Genomic DNA, 14,409 nt, shown 5'->3' on the forward strand with positions numbered 1-14,409 from the left:
CAGTCGGCCCGGCAACTGTTCCAGTTCTGCGGTGGACAGCCCAATGGGTGGTATCTGCTCCCCTGCCGCTCCAACAGTGGTGGTGGTACTCGGGGGCCCCACCTGGGGTTCCGGAGATAGATTCGACGTGGTCGTCGTCGGCCTCCCGGCAGTGGTGCAAGCGGACAGGACCAGAAGTAGTCCGACAAATAGAGTCGCGACTCGAATCAGGCGTTTCTTGAAAGGATCGATCACCGGGCTGACTGTACCCGGCCCGCATGGCAATGCGCGAGGTGCCCCCGGCGGCCAAGTGTCCGACAAGAAACACGACAATTCGCTGACGCTTCGTTCGCTTCGGAGTACGCTTTGCACAGTCGGGAGGCGAGGTATGACGCAACCCATAGAACTGATATTGCTACGTCAATGGTCCACCTATCAGGCGATCCCTGTGTGGATCATTGATATCAACGGCGACCTCCTCTTCTATAACGAAGCGGCCGAGGCCACCCTCGGGATTCGTTACGAAGAGGCCGGTGCGATTCATGCCAGTGAGATGGCTGACATCTTCCAGACCACCGCCCTCGATGGTTCGGCCATTCCGAGCGAGGACCTTCCGATCGTAGTGGCACTTCGAGATCGACATCCTGCACACGGCGAGTTGCGCATCAAGGCCGGTGATGGGGCTGCCCGGCATCTCCACATAACGGCGTTTCCGGTGGAGGGCCTCAGCGATCGGCATCTCGGGGCAGTAGCGATGTTCTGGGAAGAGCCCATCCCGTGAGAATTCTCCTATCCGGGACACGGGGGTCTCTGGCTGCCTCCGGCCCTGATACCGTCGAATATGGCGGCGACACCGCTTCAATTCATGTCACCGCGGCCGATCGCCACATTGTCCTGGACGCCGGGTCAGGGATCCGCCGTCTTGGCCAGGCCGTTGAGGGGCAGTCGCGGGTGGACGTCTTGCTCACGCATCTCCACATGGACCACATCCAGGGACTCGGGTTCTTTTCGCCGATGTTCGACCCCGAAGTCGAAGTGCACATCTGGGGACCAGGGTCCGCGGAGTTCAAGCTGGAGCAACTCCTGGGCCGGTATCTTTCTCCGCCGCTCTTCCCCGTCCATATTCGCGAACTCTCATCGGTGGTGCTGCACGACACCAACCCTGGGACGTTTGAGCTTGGCCCGGTCACGGTTACCGCTGACTACGTCTGCCATCCTGGAGCAACCCTCGGGTACCGCCTTGAAACAGACGGCAAATCGATGGCGTACCTACCCGACCATGAGCCGGCCCTCGGTGTCGAGCATTTTCCGCCCGACCCGGAATGGACGTCGGGTTACGACTTGATGGTCAATACCGATGTGCTCATCCACGACGCCCAATACACCGACGATGAGTACGCCGAACGCCAGGGATGGGGTCACAGCACGTTTGACCAGGCACTCGACATCGCCGAGCTCTGCCGGGTGGGATCGCTCGTCACGTTCCACCACGATCCCGGTCACGACGACAAGATGCTCAATACCATTGCCGCCAACATGAAGTCGCACCCGCTCCCATTCGAGCTGATTCCCGGACGGGCCGGCACGATTATCGAGGTCTAAAGACCACCCGGGTTGACCACGTACGTCGGCACGGTGGGCAGGCCCTTCGAGTGACAATCACAACTATCTACGTGACCAACGCAAAAGAAGGTGGCCCCAGGGGGAACGGGGCCACCTTCTTTTTGCGGAAAGACCTCCCGTTTAGGAGGTCGTAGGTTTGACGGTGACCGCTACGTCTCGAATTCCGAGACCGAGCAGGATGAAGATGACGCCCATGCCCATTGCCATCGCCGCCACACCAAATGCCAATACCGATGTGAACAATGATGCCTGCAAGAACGATGCGTTCATGGCCGTATCACGAAGTGGGTCGTCCCGTCCAAGTTCGGCGTAGTGCAAGCCGCCGGTCGCTTCCAGAGCGTGGTGATCGATCACCTTGGCCTGGCAGTAGGCCGTGAAGGGACCGTTAACATCGTTTCCAGGTAGACAAGCGTCCTCTGATGTCACGATGTTCTGCTCGCCGAGCGTGTTACTGACCACCAGGTAGGTGGCGGCGCCGCCGACCAGGAGCAAGACGCCCAGGACGATGGCTCCAATTGCTGCAAGTCTTCTCATATCTCTTCTCTCCTTATGAGGCCGATACTAAAGCGTAGGCATCCCGACAGAGCGGCGAACCTGTCCGATTGACCCTTCAGTCCTGCCGTAAGTCCTTCAGGGATACTGACCCTTATATGAACAAGCTACTCACCGAAACGCGCAGATGGGGCCGGCCCAGTATGCGGCAACGGTTGCGGTGTCGGACGAATCTGTCAACAACCCGCCGAATCCAGCACCATCGACATCGGTGTTGAACTCGGTCCCGAGGGTGGATTCGAACATCGTGACATCCCAACTGGCCGTCAGCTCAGACACAGGCGAGTCCAGACCGACTCCAGTCATGTCGGTCAAAGCCGAGCCCGGGTTCAGGGACCATGCCATGAACTGGTCGCCGGCGAATTCGAGTTGGATACCGGACCAGACCGCCACAGCTTCCTGACCATTCGGGCATTCTGCATTGCCCGGATTGACGACGGCGACTTCACCAAGCACGGCGTCGACGGCCGAAACGACAGAGTCCTGCGGAGTGCCGAACGGCAGCTGAGTCGTCGATCCCGTATCGCCGTCAATCACCGTCAACCCGTCCGGCGCCAAGGCCAGAACCACGGTAGCTACGGCGAGTGTGGTGGTCGTCGGAGGCAGGGTCGTCGGAGGCACGGTCGTGGATGTCGCTTCGGAAGTTGTACTGGCCACGACGGTCGTTGACGCAGTCGCAGGAGCGGTAGTTGGGGATGCCAGGGGCTGCTCCCCTTGGCCGCAGGCGCTCACCAGCAGAACCGCCCCAAGGAGAACCGTCAAAAGCCGAACGAACGTTGGGCGATGAAATCGGGCACTATGACGGAGAGAGTTCATGGATCGAATCCTTCGAGGGCGGCGTGAACACCGGTGAGCTGAGCAGCGAAGAGTACCCGACTCTGTACCGTATCCGACAGCCGCACGGAACTCAGCTGATTCGTCGACCGGTGATTTCGTTCGGAATGATGCGGACCCAGTTGTTCCTGGTGACGGCATCTGCCCACGGGCGAAGACCGAGCGTCTTCATTTCGCCAATTGCTTCGGGATCTTCGACGTCCTGGGCAATACCGCTGACAATCACGCTCCAACCAGTCTGGCTTTCGAGGTCCCAGCTATCGATCTCAAACCCGACCGAGGCCGCATTTCGTGCCGCGTCGAGCTTCTCTCCTGTGGTCGTTCGAAAAACGACATTGCCGCGGTGCATCCGGTAATTGATGGGCAAGATCAACGGATCTCCCGCTGAAACGAACGCGATACGACCAATCTGTTCTCGTTCAAGGAGGCGCCGACACTCCACCAGGTCGAGTACCTCCAGTCCACCGTGGTCGGTATCGCTGCTGCCGGGTGATGAATACGTCATGACTCTCTTCCTGTGTATGGGATCAATCCTATAGATGTCTCCCTGCTTCGAGCGAGTTCAATGGCCTGGTCGATCGAGAGCTTGGCCCGCGGGTCATGAGTTCGTTCGTGGCTGCTTCGCCGAGGATCTCGATGAGACGAGGCCTGGCATCTTGAATATCTATGTTCATCGGCGCCCATGCGATCTCGCGCCCACACAATCCACGCACAGATTACGCCGGCCGGCGGGTCCCCTAGGTACTTCGAAGGCACTGCGAGAATGGACACTTTTCAAGACCTGCGGTAACTCAAACAATCGCGCCCGACAACTCGTGATTCTGACTGCCATGTTCCTGCGCATCGCAGGGTTACGGCGTCAGGTCTCGTTGCTTCGTAGGTGGCGTACCACCTGAATGGCTGCGGGGATGAGCGATAGTGCAATGACCACGAGCACTGCAGACTCGAGGTTGTTGCGGACGAGGGCGACACCGCCCAATCCGTAGCCGAGTCCGGGCAGCCCGACACCCCAGAGTAAGCCGCCGAGCACGTTGTAACGGGTGAAGACCTTACGGTCGAGATGTCCGATTCCGGCGACGACCGGGGTGAAGGTCCGAACAATCGGTACGAAACGGGCCAAAACGATGGCTTTAGGCCCATACTTCTGAGCGAACTGTTCGGCCTGGTCAAGCCGCGACTTCTTGAACCAGCGGTTCTCGGGTCGGAGAGCGAGCGCCTTTCCGACCCGGCGACCAAACGAGTAACCGACCTGGTCTCCGGCGATGGCGGCCACTACTACACAAATCATCACCAGCCAGATCGGTGGCATGAGCTGCCCGCCCGACGGCGATGCCAAGAAACCGGCCAGGAACAGCAGCGAGTCCCCGGGCAAAAAGAAGCCCACCAACAGCCCCGACTCGACAAAGACCACCGTCACCAGAGCCAGTAGCCCTCCGGCGCGCAGGAGCGATTCGGCGTCGAGTAAGGACACGGCCATTTGCATTGGATCAGGCTAACCGCACTCCACGGATCCGAACCGCGACCCTTAGGGGGATCCCCGCCTTGTCAGCACCCTCCCGAGACTCGTAACGGCTCACACAACTCGTCGAGACGATCCGATGCCAGCGCGTTGAGCCGGTCGGTCAGTCGGACTTCCTCCCGAAGCCCCCGAACGAACAGACAATTTACGGTTAGGGCCTTAAGACTCTACCTGGTCGTTGCCGCGACTCCCATGGTGTGGGGAAGACGAGGAGAGTTCTATGGCGCAAGGAGAGACGCCAGCGTGGAACGCCATGTCGAATGGCGTACCAAAGGATTTCTCCCGTCGTCGATTCCTGGAAGTCATCGGAGCCACAGGCGTCGCGGCATTGACCGGCATACCAATAGTCGAACGGATCTGGGCCGCCAGTGAAATCGAAGCCGTACAACGCGATGCGCAGGGTCTCGCGCACCAATGGGTCATGGTGTTCGACCTCCGCCGATGCGACGGTTGCCGGGACTGCATCAAGGGCTGCCAGGAGCAACACCACCTGCCCAAGACCGACGAATGGATCAAGGTCTACGAGCTGGTCGACGCCCAGGGATTGCACTTCGCCATGCCCGTGCTCTGCATGCAGTGCGAAACCGCTCCATGCGTTCGGGTCTGTCCGGTTAGAGCGACCTACCACCGCGACGATGGTGTGATAGTAGTCGATCAGGACGTGTGCATTGGCTGTCGGATGTGTATGGCCGCCTGTCCATACGACGTCCGGGTCTTCAATTGGGACAAGGCGGCCGCCATCGACGAACGTTTCCACGCAGACACCCCCGAATTCACAGTGCCTCAGCAACAAGGGACGGTCAGCAAGTGCACGATGTGTGTGCATTTGCTTGAGGAAGGATCGCTTCCTTCCTGCCTGACATCGTGCTCGATGGAGGCGATCTTTGTGGGCGACCTGGTCGAGGATGTCATGACCAACGGACGCGAGAACTTCGTGCTGTCGCAGTATTTGAGGGCTAACGACGCCTGGCGATTCCGGGCTGAACTTGGTACAAAGCCCCGCGTGTATTACGTGTCGGGTCACGGTCAGGATCTGGACTACTGATGACCGCCGGCGCTCCCGCCCATGAGGCCGACGGTCTTGCCATCGCCGCCTTTCAGCCAACAACCCGCCTAGGGTGGCGATTCCGACTAACAGCCGGACTTCTCGGCGTGGTAGTGCTGGCAGGCGTCGGAGCATTTGTGGTTCAGCTAACAACGGGCATCGGGGTCACGGGACTCAACAACGGGGTTTTCTGGGGCCTGTACACAGTCGACCTGGTCACCTTCATAGGTCTCAGCTACGGGGGCGCGTTGGTTTCGGCCATTCTTCGCCTCACGCATGCCGAGTGGCGGGGGCCGATCACCAGGATCGCGGAGGGAACCGCTCTGGTCACCCTGGCAATCGGGTCTTTGTTTCCGATCATCCATATCGGGCACCCCGAACGAGCCTGGACCATCATTACGCGGTTCCAGATCAACTCACCAATCGCCTGGGACATGGTGGCCATCAGCACGTACTTGCTCGCCACAGTCGTCTTCTTCTGGCTGCCCATCATTCCTGACGCAGGCAAGTTTCCCGACGACATCGCCATGACCAAACGCCAGCGAGGTTTCCTCTCTTGGGCAAGCGCCGGCTGGGTCGGGGCGCCCCAACAGCAGCGGCTACTCGCCCGATCTCAGACCATGCTGGCGGTCCTGATCATTCCGCTTGCGGTGATGGTGCACACCGTATTGTCGTACGCATTCTCGCTAACGAGTCGTCCCGGATGGCACAGCACCATCTTCGGCCCTTATTTCGTGGTAGCCGCGATCTACTCGGGTGTAGCGCTGGTCATCTTGACCGCTTCCATCTACCGACGCGCCTACCGTCTTCAGCACTGGATCACAACAAAAGCCCTGATCAATCTGGGGTACGTCATGGTTGCGTTGGCGGTCGGCTACGCGTACTTACTGTTCACCGAGGTGACTACCGAGGGCTACGTCGGCGAGGAGTCCACCGAAACGCTCCTCTTCAGCCTTCTTCTCGACCGATGGGCGGGACCGTTCTGGACCTTCGTGGTCCTTGGCCTCGCAGTGCCGGTCCTCTTAGTGGCGATCCCGAAAACCCGGACGGTTGGCGGGGTGACCATCGCTGCGGGGATGGTCGTGGCCGCCATGTTCCTGAAGCGCTACCTGATGTTTATTCCGCCGTTGACCCGTCCGCTCATTGGCGGTGAGGTGGCAACGTACTGGCCGAGCTGGGTCGAGTGGACGGTTACGGCTGGCGCGGTGGCTGCCGTTCCCTTGTGCCTTATGGCCTTGTTCCGGTTCGTGCCAGTGTTATCGGTCCACGAGATGCTGGAACTGGGCGCCGTAGAAATCGAGGAGGACATATGAGGCAATTAGGCACGCTTGCATTGCTTGTTATGTCAACCCTCCTCTTAAGCGCTATTGCACCTGCCCTCGCCCAAGACGAAACCGGAGATACCTCGACCAAAGTCGACGTCCGCCTCGAACTGTCGACTCGCGAAGAACTATCGGATCTCATCGCCGGCCGCCTCACCACGGAAGCAGAACCCGTCGGCAATGCGGAATTGTCGTTCTGGTTCACCACCGAGGAGTTCGGGGGACGCTCGGTCCTGATTGGCCGGGCGTTCACCGACGCCACCGGCTGGGCCCGGATCCCGATCGACCCCCGCCGAGCCGAGTACGACGTGATCGTTCGCTTCAAGGGCAACCAGGAGCTGGCACCGGCGGAGAGAACTGCAACCCTCCGATTCCCCGATGAGGCAGTTCATGCTTTCGCCCCACGAGAAGATGGCGGATCGCTCAGTGCACTACGGACTGCACTCCCGCGGGTTATCGGGATACTCGTGGGGCTGCTGTGGGCGGGGCTCATCTACCTCGGTCTGTCGACAGTTGCGGGAGTAAAGAGAGGCGCATCAGAGCTGGCTGGTGCAGCCGGTGCGCGGGCCATTGATCAAGCCAGTAACAATCCATCGGCCGAACGGACGAACGGTGCATCACGCCGCGGCCGTCGGCGAAATCGGAAAGGAGAGCGAGCGGAACATGACGACTTCTAGTTATTTGCGGATATTTGCACTCACCTTGATCGTGATTCTCACTTTGGGAGCGTGTGGGGGTAGCACGGCTACAACCGAGGCGACCGTGGCGGTCGACTCACCCCTTGCCGTAGCAGCCGACACCGTGTGGGGTCCTTTCAATGTGCCAGAAGACCAGCGGGGCGGCCAGGTATGTGTGCTCGGCAGTCGTTTCCCGCGCAACAGTGAGATTGTGTGGAGAGCGAGAGTGTTCGATCCAGACACCGAGGCCGAACTTGACGATGCCTCAGCTAGCGTTGAGGTCAGGTTGGCAGACGGCCAGGTGTTCGAGATGCGGTACGGTGCCCATCCTCGGGAGAATCCGACCGATTTCTTCTGGACTGCGTCATTCGACATCCCGATCGACTATCCGAGCGGGACGCTGAACTATGAAATAGTGGCGACGAGTACTGACAATCGGGTGGGGACTTTCGCTCCCTTCAATGTCGCCCCGTCCTTGCTGACGGTCACTGAAGACGTGCTCGAGACCATTCCGGAGGGGTGACAATGAAACGTGGGCGCTCTTTTCTGGTCGGTGCGACAATCGCCGCCATGATCCTCAGTGCGTGCGTAGCCAGCGGAACCGGCGATGAAGCTGCGGCTCTTGAGGCGGCCACCGAACAGACAGCTCCCGCAGCTGACTATGTCGGAACGCTCAGACTTGATCCAAGAACCGGACCGGCAGGAACGGTTGTCAATGTGGTTGGGGAGGGTTTCCCAAGCTCAACCACGTTCGACCTCACGTGGGGTTCGGCAGTCGGCTCATGGTTGATCCAAGGCGAGGCTGGTGAGGAGTACCACGGACGGAAATACACGCCGATCACCGAGAGCCTTGCCGAGGTGACGTCAAGCCCTGACGGCGTGGTCAATGCCACGTTCGAGGTCCCGAGTGGCTGGGGTTTTGGCCACGACGTAGCCCTGATCGACGAGGCAGGCGTGATTCGTAATCAGGCACTGTTCAACGTTGAGATGGCCGTCTCCATATCGCCGACCGAAGGTCCGGTGGGTACGCCAATCACGATCACGGTCGAAGGCATGGGCTGGCAAACCCTAGAAAACAACCGCACAGTCATCTACGACAATCGGTATACCGGGTGGATCTCGGCGGTCACCACGGGCGGCAATTCCGCCGGCGTCATCCCGGCAACTGGCGAGCCTGGCATTCATAGGATTCAGGTGGCCCGCGGTGCGTACACATTCCCTTACCTGAACCCGCAGCAGTCGCCTCGTCCGGACATCCCGGTGTTCGAGTTCACATTCACCGTGACTGATGAGGATCCGATACTCCCGGCGCCGATAGCTGACCAAGCTCCAGCAGCGGTACTCGGCGAACCGGGCGGAGATGACACGTGGATCGCCACCGATTATGTGCAAGGACCGGTGGGAACTCCCCTTACTCTGGTCGGCGAGGGCTTCAACCCTGGCACCGAAGTCGAATTCATCTGGTACAAGATCGTCGGTAACCGGGTGTCGGGGTCGGGCTGGGATGAAGCCGGCATGGCGTTCGGCACGGCAACCGCCGACTCGGAAGGGGCGGTTTCATTAGCGACCGAGGTTCCTGGCGACGTCGGCGGGACCCACCGAATTGAGGCTACCGTAAAAGGTGTATTGGAGGCTACGACCAGCTTCCAAGTCACGCCCGAGGCTATGCCGCTCGCTTCACAGACGGTCAAGGCTGGTGACGACATCGTCATCGACCTCGAAGGAGTCGGCTGGACCGAAACAGCCAACATCTACGCACTGGTCTATGACAACGCCTACTTGGGATACGCCTGCGGGTTCAACTCTCAAGGTTATGTCAATGTGACGTTGAAGGCGACCGGCGGACCCGGCTGGCACTTCGTGGATCTCTATCCGGCTATCTATCGAGGAAAGGAAGCCGAGGGCCAGCAGACGTTTCGAATCCCACAGTTGAACTACTTTGAGGATCATCCCGGAGAGGACCTGCCGGCTTTCCACTACGCGTTCTACGTCGAGGGTTAGTACGGGCCAGGGGTTCAAAACGGATCGGGGGCGGTGCGCCTCCGATCCGTTTTGAAAACGTACCGTTTCGTGGCTCTAACCGGCCTCGCAGGGGCTCACCGATCTGGTTGCTGGGCCCCGACGACTTTGCCGCCGATGGCGAAGTTGCCAGCCCGTACTTCTTCACGGAATGGCTCGCCTTCGACGTCGACCATGACTTCGGTGACGTTGGTGATCATGGCTTGTTTCTGTTCGTCGGCGAACGCATTCTGGGGCGCTGTGATGGTGCCAAGTGGCATGTCAGGCTCCTTACGCGGGCCTGGCCATCGAGCGGGCTTGCTCGTCGGACAGTTCCATATCGTGGGTGGTTTTGGCGTTGGTCCGAACTACCGCCGGCCCGTTAAGAATACCCATATGGGATGCGTAATTGGCTGCTGGTGTCATCCGTCAAACGTAAGGGCTGGGTGGGACAGAATCCGGTCCAGAACGGCAATCGACACAACGAACTCAAGAGCCAAAGCGCCACGTTGGGTCTCTCTGCTCGCGAAGTCCGGGTTCTAGGCATCGAATCCACAGATTCGCCGTGAGATACCTGGCAAACTCACTAAACAATCCCGGGACCTGATGCGATCTAACAGTATGCACTCATCATCGGATGCAATGGCCGAGGTCACGATCTCGGCCCCAGCCGACTTCGAGGAGTTCTACCGGTCGAACTACCGACCGGTCTTGCGTCTTGCCTACACCTTGAGCGGATCATGGGGCGCAGCCGAAGACCTCGCTCAAGAGACGTTTGCCGCAGCCTTCGGGCGGTGGAGCGAGGTCGGCACCTACGAACGGGCCGGGGCATGGGTCCGCCAGGTGGTCGTCAACAAGGCACGGTCCCGGCTTCGTCGGGTATACGCCGAAACAGCCGCCCGGCTAAACCTCCGCCCCGAAACCTCGTATGAACTCCCCGAATCGACCCAAGAATTCTGGGAGGGCGTCCGGGCTCTGCCCAGGCAACAAGCTGCCGCCATCGCTCTGTTCTATCTGGAGGCGCTGACAACCGAAGAGATCGCCTTGATCCTCGGCTGCGCCCCGTCAACTGCCCGTGTTCACTTACACAGCGGTCGCAAGACCCTGGCCGCCCAACTTGGTGTGGAGGAAACCTTATGAAACTCGACGACATCGCTCGCGATCATGTGCAAAAACTGGAGCACGCAACAGCCGCTACACCCGTGCCGGCGATGCCAGGCCAGATCCGCAACACGCGCGGTTGGAGTGTCGCTCTTGGAGCCGCGCTTCTGGTAGCTGTCGTGATCGGTGTTTCCGGATTGATCGGATCCCAACCCGACGCCATCGCTCCGGTTACGCCGACGACCGGCGCGTCGGCCCCTGGACCGATTAGTCCGGTTGCGGCGGCGGCATGGCCGAGCTTTGAGATGGTGTTCGAGTTGAGCGACGGCACCTTTGGACGCTTCCTGTGGGCCAGCCAGGACAACTGGTTCATCGAGCGTCGCCGTTGGGTCGCAGGAGGCTTGAGCGACATTGTGTACGCCGCCGCCCGCCAGGGCGATGGCAGCACGCTTGAGGACCCCGACGATTTGTTCAGCGGCCCGAATGCAGAGTGGCCTCCACCAATGTCAACGTGGGCGTACGTCCCTGACCCGCAAGTGCTGTTCGCATACCTAATGAGCCCGGACGAACTGACGGGATTGGCACTCGACACTGAGAAATCTCCAAGTCGCCCGAACACTGTGTTCATTCGGTCGGGGCCCGATGTCATCGTTGAGCTCAACGCCGACGGCATTCCGCTGGTGATCGCTCCGCGCGACCCTGCTCTGCTGACTCTTACAGTGACCCAACTGGAGCTACGTCCGATCATGAGCCTGGAGCTAGGACGCCAGATCCTCGGCAACTTCGGGATCATCGCTTACTTGGCCGCGGACTCCACACCGGAACAAGTCGAGGTTCTCAGGAAAGGCTTCGTCCTGGCATCGGACTATCAGCGAGCCTTGAACAACACGATTGCCTGCCTGGCAACAACCGACCCGGGAACACCCGCTGAGATCGTCGGTGACCCGACGGCGGGACCAGCAGAGATCGCCACCGACTCATCAGCCATCGGCACCTGCGTGACCGAGCATCTTGACGACATCCAGGCTTTGTGGCGCTTTCAGACAGTTGAGTTGAGCCAGGAGGAATCAGATCGTCTTTACTACGAGGTAGGGGGCGATGACGTGGCAGTTTTCGATGAGCAGCCCGTCGAAGACGCTGCGATCCCCGACCTCACAACGGGACTGAGTTCCGGTTGGCTCGTCCCTGAGCAACTCATGTTCGATGTCAGATACGGCTGGGACACTGAAGGCAACCATGTCAGTCGAGTCGAAATCGCAGGGTTCGTGTCGCTCGACACGGCGACCGTGGAGATCAGGTTCACCTCGGGGGCAACCGAACTCATCCCGGCTGCCCAACCCAGCGGCGACTTTCCGTATGCGGCATTCACCTTCTCATACGACGGCCCGACATTGGGCTTCCCTGACCAGGTCAGAGCGTTGGCGAATTCGGGGGCCGAGTTGGTGCTCTTCGACTATCGGAAGCACATCTGTGACGGCGACGCCAAGGTCCCTCTCGATTCCCCACTCAGCCAGGGTCTCTGCAGCAACTGAGGTAACTCCGACTCGTCCGAAGCCAAACCGGCCTTGTCGCCGAACTCATCCACATCGTCATCTGGTTGCTCGCTACCCAGCAACACAAATAATTCTGTATCACCAGGTGGGGACAGAAGTTAGTTCGCCAACGCCCGTTGATAGGCATTGAAGATCTCGTCGTTGAAGGCGACCAGGATCACTTCGTCCAGGTTCGAAGCCCCGGCGAGATGCTGGCGAATGGTCGCCACTGCCACATCGACGGCTAGGGGAATCGGATATCCGTACACACCACAACTGATAGCCGGAAACGCAATGGTTTTGAGATCGTATTGCTCGGCAAGGGCAAGGCTGTTGCGATAACAGGAAGCGAGCAGCTCGGGCTCTCCCTGATCGCCTCCGTCCCAAATCGGACCCACGGTGTGAATAACCGCCTTGGCCGGCAGGCGGTACCCGCCGGTGATCTTCGCCTCGCCAGTTTCACAGCCCCCAAGCGTGCGGCACTGGGCGACGAGGCCCGGCCCGGCCGCCCGGTGAATCGCCCCGTCCACACCCGAACCGCCCAATAACGACGAGTTCGCAGCGTTGACGATCACGTCAACTTCGAGCCTGGTGATATCGCCCCGGACAACGGAGATTTCGGTCATCCACTTGATGCTATCCGATCAAAGTCATCCGACCGATGTCCTACTTGATATCGATATTGCCGCCGTCCAGCGTCTGCTTTCTCGGAATGTTTAGCGTGCTGTCCCAGTTGGTCGAGAACAACAGGTGGCCGTCGGTCGGATGCCAGGCGGTATAGGAAACCTTGTCTACCGTCGATGGATCGGAATCATCATCACCATCGGTCAGTCGGACCTGCAACACCAGTTGAGGGACGACCACGACCGAGGTCGACAAATCGGTCAACGAACCCGTGGACGAAATGATCTCTCCAAGGATCTCCATCTTGCCGACTGAGCTGATATCCATCGCTTTGAGCTGGTAATCCACCAGGGCTCCATTTGCCGGCACCCGGTACTGGTAGACGATGTTGATGTCGCCTTTGAGGCTGGTGCCCTTCTTGCCACTGTCCGCGTTGAACCCGAAGTTCTTCTTGCTACCCGGGTTGGCCGAGTACTGGCCGCCCGAAGCTGCCAGCACGAGACTGCCACCACCGGTGATGGTGTGCTGCACGCCTTTGAATACTGCGATGTTGCACGTACCCGCCCCGTTGGCAGACCCCTCCGGGCACCGCTGTGAGGCAACCGGGTCAAGAACTCCAGCCATCGGGACCGAACCGGCAGTACCCGTCAGCGTGGCGTTGACGACGAAGGTAGTTCCGTTGCCTACCGCGTTGAATGTCTTGTTGCAAAACGCGGTTCCCGAAGTCAAGGCGCCGTTGGCGTACAGCGGTTGAACGGTCGGCGCGCAGTCCAGTCCCGGGTTGCCCGCAACGGCGAACGTGACCGTTCCCCCTACCACTGCTCCACCGTCGGTCGAGGTGACGGTGACCCGTAACGGTGCGGTCCCGCCACTCTGCATCTGGGATACGCCAACGTAGCGGAGCACTGCGTCAGTCACCGGTGTCACCGTGATGAAGACGGTTGCGGTGTTGCTGCCGGCCGTCCCATCATTGGCTTTGAACGTGAAACTGTCTGGGCCGAAGTAATTGGCAGCTGGCGTGTACGTCAGGGTCGGGGCCGTACCCGACAACGTTCCGTGACCTGGCCCGCCAACCACCGAATAGGTGAGGGAGCCGCTGTCGATGTCGGAGGCGGTCAGAGTAACGGCCACGGCCGTATCCTCGGCCGTAAACACCGACAGGTTGTTCGCCACCGGCGCATCATTGACAGCCGTAACCGTGATAGACACGGTCGCCGTATTGCTATCAACCGCCCCATCGTTGACCTTGAACGTGAAACTATCCGAACCGGAGTAATCGGCCGCGGGCGTGTACGTCAGGTTCGGGGCCGTGCCTGACAGCGTTCCATGGGTTGGAACAGCCAGCACCGAATACGTCAATCCATCACCATCTACATCCGACCCTGCCAGCGTCACCGCCACGGCCGTATCCTCGGCCGTCGACACCGACTGATCGATCGCTACCGGCGCATCGTTGACAGGCGTGACCGTGATCGACACAGTCGATTCATTGCTATCCACAGCCCAATCGTTCACCTTGAACGTGAAACTGTCCGAGCCGTTGTAATTGAGTGCCGGCGTGTACGTCAGGTTCGGGGCCGTGCCCGACAACGTTCCATGGGAC

The 14,409-nt window shown here is 60.0% G+C and carries 16 protein-coding genes; 9 read left to right on the forward strand and 7 right to left on the reverse strand.

Going from position 1 to position 14,409, the window contains the following annotated elements; translation table 11 throughout:
• The first annotated feature begins 367 nt into the window (after nucleotides 1–367).
• Both JJE47_12930 and JJE47_12935 read left to right on the forward strand, forming a co-directional pair.
• Nucleotides 368–760, forward strand: coding sequence for a PAS domain-containing protein (locus JJE47_12930; GenBank protein ID MBK5268329.1), 393 nt, complete (start codon nucleotides 368–370; stop codon nucleotides 758–760).
• A complete protein-coding gene (locus tag JJE47_12935) occupies nucleotides 757–1,581 on the forward strand; it encodes an MBL fold metallo-hydrolase (GenBank protein MBK5268330.1) in 825 nt (274 codons plus the stop codon). Before JJE47_12930 ends, JJE47_12935 begins: the two co-directional genes overlap by 4 nt.
• A gap of 141 nt (nucleotides 1,582–1,722) precedes the next feature.
• Here the strand turns inward: JJE47_12935 and JJE47_12940 are convergent, their stop codons facing one another.
• From JJE47_12940 to JJE47_12955, 4 genes are all read right to left on the reverse strand, one after another.
• Nucleotides 1,723–2,136 carry an aromatic ring-opening dioxygenase LigA gene (locus JJE47_12940; GenBank protein MBK5268331.1) on the reverse strand — a complete coding sequence of 138 codons (414 nt, stop codon included), beginning with the start codon at nucleotides 2,134–2,136 and terminating at the stop codon, nucleotides 1,723–1,725.
• 129 nt (nucleotides 2,137–2,265) lie between these two features.
• Nucleotides 2,266–2,970, reverse strand: a complete 705-nt coding sequence (locus JJE47_12945) for a hypothetical protein (GenBank protein MBK5268332.1) — start codon at nucleotides 2,968–2,970, stop codon at nucleotides 2,266–2,268.
• Between the two features lie 91 nt (nucleotides 2,971–3,061).
• Nucleotides 3,062–3,493, reverse strand: a complete 432-nt coding sequence (locus tag JJE47_12950; protein ID MBK5268333.1) for a pyridoxamine 5'-phosphate oxidase family protein — start codon at nucleotides 3,491–3,493, stop codon at nucleotides 3,062–3,064.
• 354 nt (nucleotides 3,494–3,847) lie between these two features.
• The gene (locus tag JJE47_12955; GenBank protein ID MBK5268334.1) at nucleotides 3,848–4,471 is read right to left on the reverse strand and encodes a VTT domain-containing protein; all 624 of its coding nucleotides are present in this window, start codon (nucleotides 4,469–4,471) and stop codon (nucleotides 3,848–3,850) included.
• A 256-nt stretch (nucleotides 4,472–4,727) separates the two neighbouring features.
• On the opposite strand from JJE47_12955, the gene JJE47_12960 reads away from it, so the two are divergent.
• From JJE47_12960 to JJE47_12980, 5 genes are read left to right on the forward strand one after another with little or no spacing between them, the layout of a single operon-like run.
• Nucleotides 4,728–5,552, forward strand: a complete 825-nt coding sequence (locus JJE47_12960; GenBank protein ID MBK5268335.1) for a 4Fe-4S dicluster domain-containing protein — start codon at nucleotides 4,728–4,730, stop codon at nucleotides 5,550–5,552.
• The gene (gene nrfD / locus JJE47_12965) at nucleotides 5,552–6,865 is read left to right on the forward strand and encodes a polysulfide reductase NrfD (GenBank protein MBK5268336.1); all 1,314 of its coding nucleotides are present in this window, start codon (nucleotides 5,552–5,554) and stop codon (nucleotides 6,863–6,865) included. The genes JJE47_12960 and nrfD overlap by 1 nt, the downstream gene beginning before the upstream one ends.
• Nucleotides 6,862–7,551, forward strand: coding sequence for a hypothetical protein (locus JJE47_12970; GenBank protein MBK5268337.1), 690 nt, complete (start codon nucleotides 6,862–6,864; stop codon nucleotides 7,549–7,551). Before nrfD ends, JJE47_12970 begins: the two co-directional genes overlap by 4 nt.
• Nucleotides 7,538–8,074 carry a hypothetical protein gene (locus tag JJE47_12975; GenBank protein MBK5268338.1) on the forward strand — a complete coding sequence of 179 codons (537 nt, stop codon included), beginning with the start codon at nucleotides 7,538–7,540 and terminating at the stop codon, nucleotides 8,072–8,074. The genes JJE47_12970 and JJE47_12975 overlap by 14 nt, the downstream gene beginning before the upstream one ends.
• A gap of 2 nt (nucleotides 8,075–8,076) precedes the next feature.
• Complete coding sequence (locus JJE47_12980; protein ID MBK5268339.1) at nucleotides 8,077–9,552, forward strand: hypothetical protein; 1,476 nt, start codon at nucleotides 8,077–8,079, stop codon at nucleotides 9,550–9,552.
• Nucleotides 9,553–9,647: 95 nt separating this feature from the next.
• Here JJE47_12980 and JJE47_12985 read toward each other — a convergent pair whose 3' ends face one another.
• Nucleotides 9,648–9,830: a tautomerase family protein gene (locus JJE47_12985; GenBank protein ID MBK5268340.1), complete on the reverse strand. Its 183-nt coding sequence runs from the start codon at nucleotides 9,828–9,830 to the stop codon at nucleotides 9,648–9,650.
• A gap of 361 nt (nucleotides 9,831–10,191) precedes the next feature.
• Between JJE47_12985 and JJE47_12990 the strand changes: the two genes are divergently transcribed.
• A complete protein-coding gene (locus JJE47_12990) occupies nucleotides 10,192–10,689 on the forward strand; it encodes a sigma-70 family RNA polymerase sigma factor (protein ID MBK5268341.1) in 498 nt (165 codons plus the stop codon).
• A complete protein-coding gene (locus JJE47_12995; protein ID MBK5268342.1) occupies nucleotides 10,686–12,182 on the forward strand; it encodes a hypothetical protein in 1,497 nt (498 codons plus the stop codon). Before JJE47_12990 ends, JJE47_12995 begins: the two co-directional genes overlap by 4 nt.
• A gap of 119 nt (nucleotides 12,183–12,301) precedes the next feature.
• On the opposite strand, the gene JJE47_13000 is transcribed toward JJE47_12995, so the two are convergent.
• Both JJE47_13000 and JJE47_13005 read right to left on the reverse strand, forming a co-directional pair.
• Entirely contained in the window at nucleotides 12,302–12,808 is a 507-nt protein-coding gene (locus tag JJE47_13000; GenBank protein ID MBK5268343.1) for an O-acetyl-ADP-ribose deacetylase, read from the reverse strand.
• A gap of 40 nt (nucleotides 12,809–12,848) precedes the next feature.
• The coding region (locus JJE47_13005; GenBank protein MBK5268344.1) for a tandem-95 repeat protein at nucleotides 12,849–14,409 on the reverse strand (1,561 nt) is incomplete at its 5' end.

This window comes from Acidimicrobiia bacterium, assembly GCA_016650365.1.
In the GTDB taxonomy this organism is placed as follows: Bacteria; Actinomycetota; Acidimicrobiia; order Spongiisociales; family JAENVV01; genus JAENVV01.